Source organism: Pantoea sp. nfd-35 (assembly GCF_056892255.1).
Map to the genome: position 1 here is coordinate 3,398,625 of NZ_CP122403.1, position 14,850 is coordinate 3,413,474.

General features: G+C 55.7%; 16 protein-coding genes. 6 read left to right on the top strand and 10 right to left on the bottom strand.

The window, feature by feature from the left end; all coding sequences use genetic code 11:
• Positions 1–6: 6 nt before the first annotated feature.
• The 3 genes from P9J57_RS15900 to P9J57_RS15910 all read right to left on the bottom strand — a co-directional run bounded on the left by P9J57_RS15900 (position 7) and on the right by P9J57_RS15910 (position 2,021).
• Positions 7–321, bottom strand: a complete 315-nt coding sequence (locus tag P9J57_RS15900; RefSeq protein ID WP_013024822.1) for a PTS lactose/cellobiose transporter subunit IIA — start codon at positions 319–321, stop codon at positions 7–9.
• 3 nt (positions 322–324) lie between these two features.
• Positions 325–1,629, bottom strand: coding sequence for a PTS cellobiose transporter subunit IIC (locus tag P9J57_RS15905; protein ID WP_014606472.1), 1,305 nt, complete (start codon positions 1,627–1,629; stop codon positions 325–327).
• 83 nt (positions 1,630–1,712) lie between these two features.
• Complete coding sequence (locus P9J57_RS15910; RefSeq protein ID WP_015700865.1) at positions 1,713–2,021, bottom strand: PTS sugar transporter subunit IIB; 309 nt, start codon at positions 2,019–2,021, stop codon at positions 1,713–1,715.
• A gap of 411 nt (positions 2,022–2,432) precedes the next feature.
• Here P9J57_RS15910 and P9J57_RS15915 point away from each other — a divergent pair, with 411 nt between their 5' ends.
• Both P9J57_RS15915 and P9J57_RS15920 read left to right on the top strand, forming a co-directional pair.
• The gene (locus P9J57_RS15915; protein ID WP_013024819.1) at positions 2,433–2,612 is read left to right on the top strand and encodes a hypothetical protein; all 180 of its coding nucleotides are present in this window, start codon (positions 2,433–2,435) and stop codon (positions 2,610–2,612) included.
• Between the two features lie 98 nt (positions 2,613–2,710).
• Positions 2,711–2,941: a hypothetical protein gene (locus tag P9J57_RS15920; protein ID WP_014606474.1), complete on the top strand. Its 231-nt coding sequence runs from the start codon at positions 2,711–2,713 to the stop codon at positions 2,939–2,941.
• A 329-nt stretch (positions 2,942–3,270) separates the two neighbouring features.
• Here P9J57_RS15920 and P9J57_RS15925 read toward each other — a convergent pair whose 3' ends face one another.
• From P9J57_RS15925 to P9J57_RS15945, 5 genes are all read right to left on the bottom strand, one after another.
• The gene (locus P9J57_RS15925; protein WP_014606475.1) at positions 3,271–3,699 is read right to left on the bottom strand and encodes an OsmC family protein; all 429 of its coding nucleotides are present in this window, start codon (positions 3,697–3,699) and stop codon (positions 3,271–3,273) included.
• 63 nt (positions 3,700–3,762) lie between these two features.
• The gene (lldD, locus tag P9J57_RS15930; protein WP_013024816.1) at positions 3,763–4,935 is read right to left on the bottom strand and encodes an FMN-dependent L-lactate dehydrogenase LldD; all 1,173 of its coding nucleotides are present in this window, start codon (positions 4,933–4,935) and stop codon (positions 3,763–3,765) included.
• A complete protein-coding gene (gene lldR / locus P9J57_RS15935; protein WP_022622684.1) occupies positions 4,935–5,720 on the bottom strand; it encodes a transcriptional regulator LldR in 786 nt (261 codons plus the stop codon). Before lldR ends, lldD begins: the two co-directional genes overlap by 1 nt.
• Positions 5,717–7,372, bottom strand: a complete 1,656-nt coding sequence (gene lldP, locus P9J57_RS15940; protein ID WP_013024814.1) for an L-lactate permease — start codon at positions 7,370–7,372, stop codon at positions 5,717–5,719. The genes lldR and lldP overlap by 4 nt, the downstream gene beginning before the upstream one ends.
• Before the next feature lie 216 nt (positions 7,373–7,588).
• Positions 7,589–8,752 (bottom strand): cyanate transporter, encoded by a 1,164-nt coding sequence (locus P9J57_RS15945; protein WP_238493131.1) that lies wholly within the window; start codon positions 8,750–8,752, stop codon positions 7,589–7,591.
• An 86-nt stretch (positions 8,753–8,838) separates the two neighbouring features.
• Between P9J57_RS15945 and P9J57_RS15950 the strand changes: the two genes are divergently transcribed.
• Both P9J57_RS15950 and P9J57_RS15955 read left to right on the top strand, forming a co-directional pair.
• Positions 8,839–9,699: a LysR family transcriptional regulator gene (locus tag P9J57_RS15950; RefSeq protein WP_089517551.1), complete on the top strand. Its 861-nt coding sequence runs from the start codon at positions 8,839–8,841 to the stop codon at positions 9,697–9,699.
• 91 nt (positions 9,700–9,790) lie between these two features.
• A complete protein-coding gene (locus P9J57_RS15955) occupies positions 9,791–11,173 on the top strand; it encodes an amidohydrolase (protein WP_014593035.1) in 1,383 nt (460 codons plus the stop codon).
• Between the two features lie 66 nt (positions 11,174–11,239).
• Here P9J57_RS15955 and P9J57_RS15960 read toward each other — a convergent pair whose 3' ends face one another.
• Positions 11,240–11,458: a hypothetical protein gene (locus P9J57_RS15960; protein WP_014606481.1), complete on the bottom strand. Its 219-nt coding sequence runs from the start codon at positions 11,456–11,458 to the stop codon at positions 11,240–11,242.
• Positions 11,459–11,866: 408 nt separating this feature from the next.
• On the opposite strand from P9J57_RS15960, the gene dbpA reads away from it, so the two are divergent.
• Positions 11,867–13,246, top strand: a complete 1,380-nt coding sequence (gene dbpA, locus P9J57_RS15965; RefSeq protein ID WP_013024809.1) for an ATP-dependent RNA helicase DbpA — start codon at positions 11,867–11,869, stop codon at positions 13,244–13,246.
• A gap of 33 nt (positions 13,247–13,279) precedes the next feature.
• Here dbpA and P9J57_RS15970 read toward each other — a convergent pair whose 3' ends face one another.
• On the bottom strand, positions 13,280–13,672 hold the full coding sequence (locus tag P9J57_RS15970) for a YgiW/YdeI family stress tolerance OB fold protein (RefSeq protein WP_015700873.1): 393 nt from the start codon (positions 13,670–13,672) through the stop codon (positions 13,280–13,282).
• A gap of 160 nt (positions 13,673–13,832) precedes the next feature.
• Here P9J57_RS15970 and P9J57_RS15975 point away from each other — a divergent pair, with 160 nt between their 5' ends.
• Positions 13,833–14,795, top strand: a complete 963-nt coding sequence (locus tag P9J57_RS15975; RefSeq protein WP_013024807.1) for a chemotaxis protein — start codon at positions 13,833–13,835, stop codon at positions 14,793–14,795.
• The last annotated feature ends 55 nt before the right edge of the window (positions 14,796–14,850 follow it).

Here is a 14,850-nt window from a genome sequence, read left to right on the forward strand (position 1 = left end):
CCTTTTTTAACGTGCGGCAAGCTCCCGACGCAGTTGAATAATTTCTTCTGCCAGCTCGCGGCAAAGCATCGCGTTCATCAGGTGATCCTGGGCGTGAACCATAATCAGGTTGACCGGGATTTTTCCGCTGCCCTCATCAGCACCGATGAGCCGGGTCTGTATCTGATGCGCCGCCTTTGCCGCCGCCGTCGCGGCGGTCAGCATGCTGTCTGCTCGTTCCCAGTTTTGCTGACGAGCTGCACGCAACGCTTCCATCGAGCAGGAGCGCGCTTCGCCCGCCTGAATAATCAGTTCGATTACCGTGCTTTCATCGATTTCCATGCATTACTCCTTTACCGGTTGTGCTGCACTCAGTTCCTGCTGCAGCAGTTGACGCTCGTACATTTTAAAAAACGGGTAGTAAATCAACGTGGCAATCGTCACCAGGACGGCAATCAGCACGATGACGCGCCAGTCCCAGCCGGTTGACCAGGCCGCACCAATTGGGGCGGGCGTGGTCCACGGTGCCAGCGAGATGACGTGGTTAATCAGATTGGTTTTAGTGGCGACCCAGGCAATGACGGCATTGACCAAGGGAGCAAGAACGAAGGGAATAAACAGAATGGGGTTCATGACGACGGGCGAGCCAAAAATAACCGGCTCGTTGATATTGAACATACTGGGCACGATGCTGAGTTTGCCAATGGAGCGCAGATGGGCAGACTGGCTTCGCAAATAAAGTAATACCAGCCCCATGGTGGAACCGGAACCGCCAATCACGATAAAAAACTGCCAAAAGGGTTCGATAAACACATGGCTGACAGGCTCACCCGCATTCAGTGCCTGCTGGTTCAGGCCGAGATTGGTCAGCCAGAAGGCCTGCAAAATCCCGCCGACAATCACGGCACCGTGAATGCCTGCGAACCACAACAGGTGGCACAGCAGGACGGCGACCAGCACGGCGGGCAGTGAATCCGAGGCGGAGATGATCGGAGAGAAGATCGCCATGATGGCCTGCGGCAGCAGCATGCCAAACTGTGCCTGTACCCACAGGCTAAGCGGAAATAAGGTAATAAAGATGGTAATGATGGGAATGAGCAGGTCAAAGGACTGACGAATTTTCGGCGGCACCTGTTCGGGTAATTTAAAGCCGATGTTGTGTTTCTGCAAAAAGTGCATCAGCTCCGTGGCAAAAAGCGCGACCAGAATGGCGGTAAAAATCCCCTCCCCGCCCAGCGATCCTACCGGCAGCATTTTGCCCGTTTGCGGTGCGGCCACGACCAGAAACGCCATCAGCGACAGGCTGGCCGCCATGAAGCCGTTCATCTTATAGCTGTTTGCCAGGTTGTAGGCGATAGCACTGGCGATATAGAGCGCCATAATGCCCATCGTCATGTTGTACGGCATCATGATTTGTTCTTCATGTGCCTTGACCATGCCGAGCCACCACTGTGCGAAGGCCCAACTGCTGTCTGCCGAAAAAGGAGGATGCGCAAACAGCAGCATGAAGGAACCCACAATCAGAAACGGCATTGAGGCAATAAATCCATCGCGGATGGCGATGACGTGGCGCTGGCTGGAGAGGCGCCCCGCCAGCGGACTGATGCGGTTTTCGATAACGCCGAATAACGATTCGCTTAAGCGGCTCATCCCTTAACTCCTGCTCAGGAAAACGAGAATAACGCTGCACAGGCAAATACAGGCCTGCGATATATTTTTCAGTTTCTTACTCATCAGGGATGAATAAGCTTAAGTGCATCACTTAATATCTTTTCACCCTTCATCATTCCGTAATCCATGCTGTTAATCACTGCGATGGGTTTACTGTGTTGTTGGGCGACAGGCTCAAAATCCGCCAGCTTATATTTAATTTGCGGCCCCAGCAGGCAGCAGTCATAGTCGGCAATAAGATCAGTAAACTCTTCAATTCCCACAGCTTTTATCTCTACCGCTATGCCTTGTTCTTTAGCGGCTTTTTCCATTTTCTGTACCACCATACTGGTGGACATTCCGGCGGCGCAGCACAGCAAAATCTTTGGCATTGTTAATTCCTCCGTGTGATGAATGATTAACGAATACACAGGGTAAAGATTTTCTGCAACCGGTTTCAGATTTGCATGTCAGAAGTGTGAGAAATATCAAAACGTACCGGCATCGCTGTTGAGCAATAAACCCTTCAACAGGCGCGATCATTTTCTGACCCTGAACATCGTCACGGCAGAGATAAAAATCGATGGGGTTGCGGCGTCAGAAATTAACGCGACGACGTGGCTGCGCGTGCTGTTAACAATAAGATTTCACTGCTGTTCAGGCGCGCAAGCCTTATAATGCGTCAGAGCAATCCGATACCGTCCAGCGTGATGAGTGCCCCGACGGCAATTAGCTATACTGGTTTTATAAAAAAGGAACACTCATCCATTTCGTGATGTGCGAACCGGGAGAAGGAGTCGGTTATGTTGATTGGTTTTGTATTGTTGGTGAGCGCCTGTGGACATGATGCCTGTGAAGCGTTGCCGGTGTCGGAGCGCATCTATCCAACGAAAGCCGCCTGTGAAGTCATGGCAAACCGCATTCATAAAGTCCGCCCAAACGTGGTGCTGCTTTGTGGTGAAGTGCATCGTTCAGATAACTGAACAGGTGCAAGGACACAAAAACAGGCAGACAACATTGCAAGGATGCCGTTTAGCGTTCAAAATATAAGCTGTTTTACACCAACACAGTCGTGAATCCCATGAAAAGTAGTCGTCCCCGCCGTCCAACTGGGCGTTGGGTTTATTACATTTTGTATGAAGGCATTCTGTGGCCCTGTCCGGTACGCTGGGAATGGGAAAGCGCCTATGGCGGCTGGCTTCCGTTCTACTATTCGCCAACATTTGAATTTGTGGCGGGCGATCCCGGTAAGGCTTACCGTATTGCGCGCAGCGACGTGCGGACTAAGCGTGGAGAAGAGATGTATGCCTGACGTGTCAGGTGGCGTTCCAGGGAAACCAGGATGCGGTAAGCAGAAAGTAGAGTAGCTCCAGCAGCAGTACCACCATTAGCAGCACACCAAGCTTGTGGCGAGAAAGCCACGATTTCATGCGCATATTATCGCTGTCCCCTCATTCGACAACAGTACGTCACGCGTTACTGGCAAGACGAACCGCCTTTTCCCGTGTTTTGCAGAACCGCCTGCCCCTGCGACGATTGGATGCAGCACACGAAGATGCGCCCGCAGGCGCATCTGAATTCGGCACGATCACTGATGACATCACGACCGATTGCATCACGAAAAGTGACGCATGATCGTCGTCAGTTGTTCAGTGTGTAGTCGAGCGTGATTTCTGCATTCAGCACCTGAGAAACCGGACAGCCTGCTTTGGCTTTATTGATGATTTCATCAAAGGTGTCGTTATCAATGCCCGGCAGAGAAACGGTGCTGGTTAAGGCGATTTTGGTGATCGCGAAGCCTTCACCTTTTTTATCCAGCGAGACGTCTGCAGTGGTATCGATGCTTTCAGGCTTATGGCCTGCGTTACCCAACATCAGCGACAGCGCCATAGAGAAACAGGCCGCATGTGCCGCACCAATCAGCTCTTCTGGGTTAGTGCCTTTTTGTCCTTCAAAGCGGGTGTTAAAGCCGTAGGGCTGTTGGTTCAGTACGCCGCTCTCGGTGCTGACTGTGCCTTTGCCTTTAATATCGCCTTCCCAATGCGCCGAGCCTTTCTTATGAATGGTCATGTCATTCCTCCTGTTGGTAAAGAAGGTAAGTATAGACAACGCATCTGATTTCGCAGCGGGCGACTATGCCGGACGCAGATTGGCTTCCTGCAGGAGCGCATTTGCCTGCACCAGCGAAGCCTGGGTGATATCGGCAATGCGCTTCGCGCCGGTTAAGGTCATCGCGACTTTCATCTCTTTTTCAATCAGCGTCAGTAAATGCTCAACGCCGCGCTGTCCCTGTGTCGCCAGCGCATAGATAAAGGCGCGCCCCAGCAGGACGCTGTCTGCGCCCAACGCAATCATACGCACCACATCCAGCCCGTTTCGAATGCCGCTGTCGGCAAGAATCGTGATATCGCCTTTGACCGCATCCGCAATCGCAGGTAAGGCACGGGCCGAGGACAGCACGCCGTCCAGCTGGCGTCCGCCATGGTTAGAAACCACGATACCGTCAGCCCCAAAGCGCACCGCGTCACGGGCGTCCTCAGGATCCAGAATGCCTTTGATCACCATCGGGCCATCCCAGAAATCACGAATCCACTCCAGATCCTGCCAGGAAATGGAAGGATCAAAGTTCTTCGCCAGCCAGCCAATATAGTCCTCCAGGCCGGTAGGCTTGCCGAGATAGGTGGAGATATTCCCCAGATCGTGCGGCCTGCCCTGCAATCCTACATCCAGTGCCCACTTTGGATGGGTGATGGCCTGCCAGTATCGCCGCAGTGCGGCATTTTCACCGCTCATGCCCGAATGCGCATCGCGATAACGCGCGCCCGGCGTCGGCATGTCCACGGTAAACACCAGCGTAGAGCAGCCTGCCGCTTTGGCCCGCTCCAGCGCGTTGCGCATGAAGCCTCTGTCCCGCAGCACATAGAGCTGGAACCACATGGGGCGATTGATCTGCGGCGCCACCTCTTCAATAGGGCACACAGAGACGGTGGACAGCGTGAAAGGAATGCCTTTGCCTGCGGCGGCGCGAGCAGCCTGCACTTCGCCCCGTCGGGCGTACATGCCGCACAGCCCGACCGGTGCCAGCGCCACGGGCATGGACAGCGTTTCATTAAACAGGGTGGTTTCGAGACTGAGTTCGGACATGTTGCGCAGGATGCGCTGGCGCAGCGCCACCTCCGAGAGATCGGCGACGTTGCGCTGGAGTGTGTGCTCCGCATAAGCCCCACCATCCAGATAGTGAAACAGGAAAGGCGGCAAAATACGTTGTGCAGCGGCGCGGTAGTCACTGGCGGCAGAAATGATCATCAGCGTGTCTCCTTGTGGTTGTCCAGGTGATGGCCTGGTAAACGCGTAATACGCGCCTGTCTGGCTTCATCTTCATCAAGCGTTTTCATCGTGGTATGAACAAAACCAAGATGATCCATCGCCGCTAAGCGGGCGGCCTCGGCATCACCCAGTAAAATGGCGTCAAGCATTGCCCTGTGCTGAACGGTGAGGCGGTCGAAAATCGTCGGGCTGGTGTACATCAACCTGCGGCTGTGCAACATCGAGGACTGCAGCAAATCAAAAAATCCGCGCATGGTTTGTAGCAGTACCACGTTATGCGAGGCTTCCGCGATAGCGAGGTGAAAGCGCAGATCGGCCTGACCGGCCAGATGGGGATCGTCGCTCTCCTTCAACGCCAGCGTGGCGTCAAAAGCGTACTGCAGTCGTTCCTTATCTGACTCTGTTGCCCGAAGTGCCGCATGCCATGCGGTGCTGGCTTCAATCGCGTGGCGCGCTTCCAGAATGTCATAGCGGTAATCCGGATCGTTGGCCAACAGCTGACGAATCGGCTCAACAATGCGCTGTTCAGACCAGGGCTCCTGGGGCTGACGCAGCCAGGTGCCGTCGCCGCGTCGGCTCGTCAATATTCCGCTGCTGATAAGCTGCTGAATAGCTTCGCGCAGCGACGAGCGTGAGACGCCAAGCGCCGCAGCCAACTGGCGCTCGGCAGGCAAACGCATGCCGGGCTCAAGCTGATGGTCGCGAATATACTGTTGGAGCCGAACCCGCAGCGGATCGGCGGACGGCAGTAAGTTTGGTGTCATGGGATCATCCAGGGAAAAACGTAAGCCTGAAGCGTGGTAATGATGCCCACCAGGCAGGTAAATATCAGGCTGTGCTTGACGGTAAAACGGAACAGATCCGACTCCCTGCCTACCAGCCCGACGGCGGCACAGGCAATGGCTATCGACTGCGGCGAGATCATCTTACCGGTCACGCCCCCGGTGGTATTTGCCGCCACCAGCAGGATATCGGAAACGCCGATCTGCTGCGCGGTCGTCGCCTGCAAGGCGGCAAACAGGGCATTCGATGACGTATCCGAGCCGGTCAGAAACACGCCGAGCCAGCCCAGGAAAGGCGAGAAGAAGGTAAACGCATGGCCGGTGTGGGCCAATGCCAGCGCCAGCGTGGCAGAGAGGCCGGAGTAGTTAGAGATAAAAGCAAACGCCAACACCATCCCGATGGAGTAGATGGGCAACATGAGCTCTTTCAGGGTTTCTGCAAAGGTCACTACTGCAGTCCGGGGCTTCATCTTCAGGAAGATGATAGCCACGAGGGCGGCAACCAGAATAGCCGTACCGGTTGCCGAGAGCAGGTCGAGTTTAAAAATGGCCGGCCAGCTACTGGGCTGCGCGACCACCGGCGGCATTCTGGTTACCCAGCCATCAAGGCCGGGCACAGGGAGGCTGAGCACCGATTCCGCTAAGGCCCCGCCTTTTGCGAACAGCGCTTTAAAAGGTGGAATGCTCCATAACGTGACGGTTGCCGTCAGAAACAGGAACGGCATCCAGGCGCGCACCACCTGCCCTGTCGTGTATTTTTGCCGGTTCACAGGCTGGCCCGCGTGCGGGCTTTCTGTTTCGCTGAAGCGAAAGATGCGCACCGGCTGCCAGACGCGCAAAAACAGCGTCAGCGAAATGAGTGAGGCGAGCGAGGAGATAATATCGGGCAGCTCCGGCCCCAGAAAGTTGGAGCTGAGGAACTGGGCTATCGCGAACGATCCCCCCGCCACAATCACGGCGGGCCAGGTTTCTTTGACACCGCGCCAGCCATCCATAATCGCCATGATCCAGAACAGCACGACGATCGTCAGTAACGGAAGCTGACGGCCTGCCATCTGACCGATGGCAAAGCTGTCCAGCCCGGTCACCTGGCCCGCCACAATTATCGGGATCCCCATCGCGCCAAACGCCACGGGCGCAGTATTGACGATCAGGCACAAGCCTGCGGCATAGAGCGGATTAAAACCGAGCCCCACCAGCAGCGCGGCCGTGATGGCGACCGGCGCGCCGAAACCTGCCGCACCTTCTAAAAAGGCGCCAAAAGAGAACCCCACAATCAACATCTGTAAGCGCTGATCGGGCGTGATCGATAAGATGGAAGCGCGGATGATGTCGAACTGACCTGTCTTAACCGAGATCTTATAAACAAAAACCGCCGCCACGATGATCCAGGCGATGGGCCACAGGCCGTACATAAAACCGTAAACTGCTGACGCCAGCGCCTGCTGTAGCGGCATCCGATACAGCAACAGCGCGACCAGCAGCGCAAGGACGACCGTGAGCGTGGCGGCCTGATAGCCTTTCATCTTTAACCTGATTAACGCAAAGAAGAAAAACAGAACAGGAAGCAAAGCAATCAGGCTGGAGAGCCAGATATTGTTGAGCGGATCGTAATTTTGCTGCCAGATCTGCATGCCATGATCTCCATAAGAGGATGAAAGCGATGCGCGATCGGCAAACCAGGTGGCGCATCTGTCACTTCAGCCGCGCCGATTGGTCCTACCAATTTGGCAATCAGCGCTTGCTTGCTACAGATACTTAACCCGCTGTTAACTCTAGGCAACAGTTACTGCACTATTTTTAACGTTATGTGAGCCGCTGAAAACGTTTTGCTGGTTTGGTAGGACCAATTATCGTTCAGGAAAGGCCTGTTTGTAGCTTTCAGGATGAAAACGCAGGTTCAGGCCGATCAGCATGACCGTTACGCTCCCCTGCAACAGCCAGATAGAGGAAAAGTGGCCCGTAAGTTCATGCAATTGCCCGGCAAGAAACGGCATACTGCCCGCGATAATAAAGCCGACGCCCTGCATGAATGCCACCAGACGCGCCCCGGCCTGAGGATGCGCCAGGTGGTCCAGCGCCAGCACCAGGGCAAGGGGAAATGCGCCGCCCAGGCCAACGCCTGCTATCCCTGCCCACAGCCAGGCTGGGTAGAGCGGTGCCACCAGCAGGCCTGTTAATCCGCAGAGCTGGAGTGCCAGCGTCAGCAGAAGCAGCGGTCGCCTGTCCGCCCCCCGCACCAGCAGGGGAAACACCAGGGCACCGGCAACCTGACAGGCAATCATCACGCCCAGCAGGCCGCCGCCCGCCTGCGCGCTCCAGCCCTGTTGATGATAAAAATCCGGCAGCCAGGCCACACAGATGGCGTAGCCGCCGTTTACTAACCCAAAGCTCAGCGCCAGCATCCATGCGCGCGTATTGCGCCAGACCGAGGGCATAACGGCTGATGTCTGCCGGGACGGGGACACCGTAGGAATCCTCCACCACAGCATGACGGCCAGCAGCGCAGGCACACTCCAGCTGCTGAGCGCACCCTGCCAGCCCAGGTGCGCACTGATCCACGGCGTCATCGCCGCGCCCAGCCCACCGCCGCCCATTAGCGCCGCCGCCCAAAGCCCGGTGATCATGGCGCTGCGCTGCGTAAAGCGCTGACGGATCAACCCCGGCATGGCCATTTGTACAATCCCGATGCCGATACCGCCAGGAACCGTGCTCCACACCAGCCAGGCGCCTTGCGCGATAAAAAACCGGCTGGCCAGCGCCAGTACTAACAGCGCCAGCCCGCTACACAGCAGCCTACGCAGCGGGATACGTTGCAGCAGCGGCGCGCTCACTAAGGCTATTGCCCCCATCATCATCATGGGAATCGCGGGCAGAAGTGAGGCCGCCAGCGAAGATAATCCAATACTTTCCCGTAGCTGCTCCAGCAGTGGACTAACGGATGTCATCAGTGGCCGCATGTTCAGTCCGGCCAGTATCAGGGCGGCAATCATCAAAAAAGGGTCTTTTTTCATAGGGGATCCTGGAATTAAACGTTGTCAGCCTGACAGCAGCGATTACTATTTGGAAATGAAATAACAGGATGACAGACAGTGGAAAAATGAATCGCCAGCCCATGTTTACGCCCCAACAGCTGTTGAGCTTTGTTGCCGTATGCGAAACCACCAGCTTTACCCGCGCCGCCGAACGGGTGCACCTGTCCCAATCGACGGTCAGCCAACAGGTGCGGCGGCTGGAAGAGATGGTCGGTAAAACGCTGCTGGCACGCTCGTCCCACCAGGTGCAGATCACGGAAGAAGGCGAAAAACTGCTGGGCTATGCCCGCCGGATCATTGCCCTGAACGGTGAAGCCCACGATGTGCTGAGCGATAAGTGGCGCGATGGCATCCTGCGCCTTGGCGTTCCGGAAGACTTCGCCGCCCCCACCGCGGGACTGCTGGCGCGGTTTAGCCGCGAACATCCGCACCTGCGGCTGGATGTCATGAGCGGAATGCAGGTGGAACTGCGACGCGCCTGGCAACGGGAAGAGCTGGATATCATGCTGATCAAGCAGCCTTACGGTGAGCGCCCACTGGCTTCGCGACCGGAGCCGCTGCTGTGGCTGGACAGCGCCGCGCATCCCTGCTTCGAGCAGTCGCCGGTTCCGCTGGTGTTGTTTCCGCAACTGGGGCTGTACCGGGAGGAGATCTGCCAGACGCTGGATTTACTCGGTCGCAGCTGGCGAATTGGGTACAGCAGTGCCAGCCTGGTGGCACTCTCCGCCGCCAGCGCCCAGGGCTTAGGGATAACGCTGCTGCCGGCCAGCTGTCGCTTACCTTCGCATCGGGTTCTGGATAGCCAACAGGGTTTACCGGTGATTGATACGTTTGAGCTGGCACTGTTTTGTCGTCAGCCTGAGGATGGGCTGCAGCGCCAGTTGGCCGATGCCCTGGCCGACTTCGCCGGTCTGAACTGGCAGTGATTTTTTAAATAGCAGGCAGTGGAAAACAACCCAGCAGAGAAAGCCGCAGTTTGTCAGATTAAAGACTCACTCACTTTCGCAGGAGTCGCTGATGCAGACCGCTTTGCCCACCAGCCGCCGCCGCTTTCTCCGCCAGGGGGTTCGCCTGACCGCCGCCAGCAGTATGATCATGGCCGGAATGACCGCCCCGGGTATGGCCGCCAACCGCAGCGCACCGCCCGCATCCTCTGGCAAAGCTTTGCCGCAAACCGATCACTACGTTTTACGTAATGTAGTGCTTGAAGAGGGCTTCGGACGTGACGGTGACGAGATTGTTGAGACGAAAACGGCGCGCTACGACATCACACTTCGCGATGGTCGATTTCATCAGATCAGTCCGGCCGGACAAGGTGACCGTTCACTGCCGTTTTGGGATGCGCAAGGTGCGCTGCTGCTGCCGTCTACGCAGGATATGCACATCCATCTCGACAAAACCTTTTACGGCGGCCCCTGGCAGGCACCGCGGCCGCGTAAAGGCAAAACGATTATGGACATGATTGCCCGCGAACAGGTGCTGATTCCACAGCTGCTGCCCACCTCTCAGGCCCGAGCCGAAGGGCTTATCGCCCTGCTGAACGCCATGGGCACGACCCGGGCGCGCAGCCATTGTAATATCGATCCGGTCAGCGGCCTGCAAAGCCTGGAACATCTGCAGGCCGCGCTGGCAAACCATCCCGATTTCCCCTGTGAGATTGTCGCCTTCCCCCAGCATGGATTGCTGCATTCTCAGGTTGATGGGCTGATGCGCGAGGCCATGCAATCTGGCGTGCAGTATGTTGGCGGACTCGATCCCACCCATGTAGATGGCGCGATGGAAAAATCCCTGGATGCCATGTTCCAGATTGCGCTCGACTACCAGCGCGGTGTCGATATCCATCTGCATGAAACCTCTGCTGCTGGCGTGCAGGCGATTCGCTACATGATTAAGACCGTGCAGAATAATCCCTCGTTACGCGGTAAGGTCACCCTCAGTCATGGTTTTGCGCTGGCAACCCTACAGGGCGCAGAGCTGGACAAGATGATTGCCGATCTGGCCGAGCAGCAGTTCAGCATTGCCTCTACGCTGCCCATCGGCAAGCTGACCATGCCCGTGCCGCAGTTGCAGGCGGCAGGGGTAAACGTCATGACGGGCACCGACAGCGTGATCGATCACTGGTCGCCATTTGGCACCGGCAGCATGCTGGAAAAGGCCAATTTATATGCCCAGCTGTACGGGGGATCGGATGAATTCTCTTTAAGCCGCGCGCTGGCGATTGCGACTGATGGCGTGCTTCCGCTTTCTGCCAGCGGCGAACGCCAGTGGCCGCGCATCGGCGACAGCGCCAACATGATGCTGGTTGAGGCCAGTTGTTCGGCGGAAGCGGTGGCACGGATTTCGCCCGTGATAGCGAGTTTCTCGCGGGGTAAACCGCAGTTTGTGCGACAGCAGGTTTAACGCAGATGCGCCTCACTTTACGCAACGGCGCTAAAGTGAGGCGCGGACATCTCAGGCACAGCGATGTTAAGCCCGGCCAGCCTCCCTCTTTTTCGACATTAACTCCATCGCCAGCGCATAGAGCGGCGCGCCGTCAGGGGCAACAGGATCGTCTTCTGCATAACATCCGATCATAGAGGCAACTTTATCTGCCGATAAGGTTTCGCCATAAAGATGGAGCGTCAGGACAGCACGACCAACGATTTTTAGTACGTCTTCATGCAAGATCTGCGGGATATTATTCAATGAAAAAACCCTCTGCCAGTGGTTATATCGATCTATGTCGCTCAATATAAAGGAGTTACTCAATGATTTTTACAGGGGCTGAAGCCAATACTTTTACATTACTAATGCTATTTACCCTGTAAAAAAAACGGGCTTCACCGGTTAACTCAATATTCGCTCTTATAAACAAAAGATTATGAATTTATTAACGTTGTCAGACGGTTATCGGACCCGATCCTGGCGAATGTATTCCGCTGTCATTCATTAAAATAATCCACCTAACGCACATCATCTTCAGTTTATTCTTAAAAAAACTCGCGTGAAATGGATATTATTTATTCATAAGGTTAACGTTGCCGTTGCGCACGCTTTCTGACAGACTTGCGCACGCAATGATGCCCCCCACTTTTAGCCGCAGAGGCCGCACCCGTGACCGCTTTTTCCTCGCTTAATTCTCTTCCCGACAGCCAGCTCGATAACCTGCGCGAAATGGGCTATACCAGCATGACGCCGGTTCAGGCCGCCACGCTGCCCGCGATTTTAGACGGACGCGACGTGCGTGCGCAGGCCAAAACCGGCAGCGGTAAAACCGCCGCATTTGGCATTGGGTTGCTGCAGCATATCGACAGCGCTCACTTTCAGACGCAGGCGCTGATTTTATGCCCGACCCGGGAACTGGCCGATCAGGTCAGTAACGTCCTGCGGCAGTTAGCCCGCTTCACGCGCAACATTAAAATCTTAACCTTATGTGGCGGCCAGCCTATGAGCGCCCAGCGCGATTCGCTGGTGCATGCGCCTCATATCGTGGTCGGCACACCGGGCCGTATTCTGGATCACATTAAGCGTGAGACGCTGAAGCTGGAGAGCCTGCGTACGCTTGTACTGGACGAAGCCGATCGCATGCTGGAAATGGGCTTCCGCGACGATATGGAAACGATTATCGCTGCCACGCCAGCATCACGTCAGACGCTGCTGTTTTCCGCGACCTGGCCGGAAGGCATTGCCGCCCTGAGCCAGCGCTTTCAGCGTGAGGCGCTGAGCGTGGTCACGGAAGAAGTGAGTGAACTCCCTGCTATCGAGCAGCAGTTTATTGAAGCCAGCCACGGTGAAAAGCTGTCTCTGCTGATCAGTCTGCTCAGCGAACGCCAGCCCTCTTCCTGCGTGGTGTTCTGTAATACCAAGCGGGAGTGCGATGATATTGCGGCTGCGCTCAATGCACGCGATATCAGCGCCCTGCCCCTGCATGGCGATCTGGAACAACGCGATCGCGAACGGGTGCTGATCCGTTTTGCCAACGGCAGCGGCCGCGTATTAGTCGCAACCGATGTTGCGGCCCGTGGGCTGGACATCAAGTTGCTGTCGCTGGTGGTAAACTATCAGCTGGCCTGGGATCCGGAAGTGCACCTGCATCGCATTGGCCGCACCGCGCGCGCTGGCGAACAGGGCGCAGCGGTGAGCTTTGTCGCTGCAGACGAAATGGCACGCGCTCATGCTCTTGAAGACTTCCTGCAACAGAAGCTGCCCTGGGTTGCGGCCAGTTCGTTAAAGAAAAGCAGTAAAGCGTTACCGGCCGCCATGATGACGCTCTGCATTGATGGCGGGCGTAAAGCCAAAATCCGCCCCGGCGATATCCTGGGGGCACTGACGGGCGAGGCGGGTTACCGGGCTGACCAAATCGGTAAAATCGATCTCACCGCGACTCATGCATATGTGGCGATAGAAGCGGCCCAGGCTAAGCACGCACTGGTCAAGCTCAAGCAGGGTAAAATTAAAGGCAAGACCTGCCGCGCAGTCCTGTTAAAAGATTAAAAAAAAGGGCGAGACTCACTCTCGCCCACGCTTTTATGGCTCATCTATCCGCGTCACGTGCAGCGTTGTTTTGTCGCCTTTCCCCTGCACCTTGCCACTCACTCGCACTTTGTCATTAGCGGTATAGGTTTTACCACCGAACGTTTTTTCCGGCGCGATGAGGGTCACATGGCCGGTATCGTCACGAAACTGATAATTATCGCCCTTTAATTTTTTAACGATATAGCCTTCCAGCGTGACGTAACCGCCCTGGCGGAAGTCACGGATCTGATCGATGTGGGTTTGCCCGGTATCTTCAGATCCTTTATAGCCCGCATCCTGTTTGCTCTGCGGCGGCGGCGTATCGCCTGTCTTAAAACCACCTTGCTCTGCATATGCACCAGACGTTGCCATGGCTAACAAGGCGGCCAGTAATACTTTTTTCATCTCGTACTCCTTTAAGGGAAGGTGTCCATGTTGAATAGTCACTGTTAAGCCTGGCACAAGAATATGCTGCCGTTAGATTTTCCCCTCTCACCTTTTTGCACTTGCTGCCGATAACTTCATCACAACCCTTTTCACCTGCTGCGCTGATGCTGAGGCAACAATGGATAATTTTCAGAAAGAGATCGACGAGAGAGCAAATCTCGCGTTATCGAACAAATTTGAGCTGCTGCTGTTTCGCCTGGGCTCTGACCAGTTAAAAGGTAAATCAGAGCTGTTTGGTATCAACGTATTTAAACTGCGTGAAATTGTACCGATGCCGCCGATTACCAAAGCCGCAGGCATGCGCTCGCCGTTGCTCGGCATGGCCAGTATCCGCGGACAGTTTATTCCGGTGATTGATTTACCGGCTGTCGCAGGCTGTGTTCCAGAAACGGGGCTTAACCTGCTGCTGGTGACCGAGTACGCGCGAAACACCCAGGCGTTTGCCGTCGAGTCTGTCGAAAACATCGTGCGCCTTAACTGGAGCCAGGTGCATACCGCTGAAGCCGGGATCGGTGGCCGTAATATCACCAGTATCGCCTGCCTTGATGACGATGAACAAAAAAGCAATCTGGCCATGGTGCTGGACGTTGAGCAAATTTTGTATGACATCATCCCGTCTGTGCGCGGCGTCGAGCCGGAAGCCCCGAAAGAGCGTCAGTTCAAAATGAAGCCGGGTTCAGTGGCGATTGTGGCGGAAGATTCTAAAGTTGCCCGTCAACTGCTGGAGCAAGGCCTGAAGAGCATGGGTATTCCCGCCATCATGTGCAACACCGGCCTGGAAGCATGGGAAAAAATCAAAGAGATGCATCAGCAGGCTCAGGCCCAGGGTGAATCCATTCACGACAAGATTGCGCTGGTGTTAACCGATCTGGAAATGCCAGAAATGGACGGCTTTACGCTGACACGTAACATCAAGCGTGATACGACGCTGCGCCATATTCCTGTGGTGATCCACTCCTCGCTTTCTGGCAGCGCAAACGAAGATCACGTGCGCAAAGTCGGTGCCGATGGCTATGTGGCGAAGTTCGAACTGAACGAACTGTCTGACGTGATTTTTAAAGCAATGGAAGCCGCGAGCTAAGACGTAACGGGCAGCTTATCCCTGCCCAGTAAGGCTTGATATCCACCACTCGAGA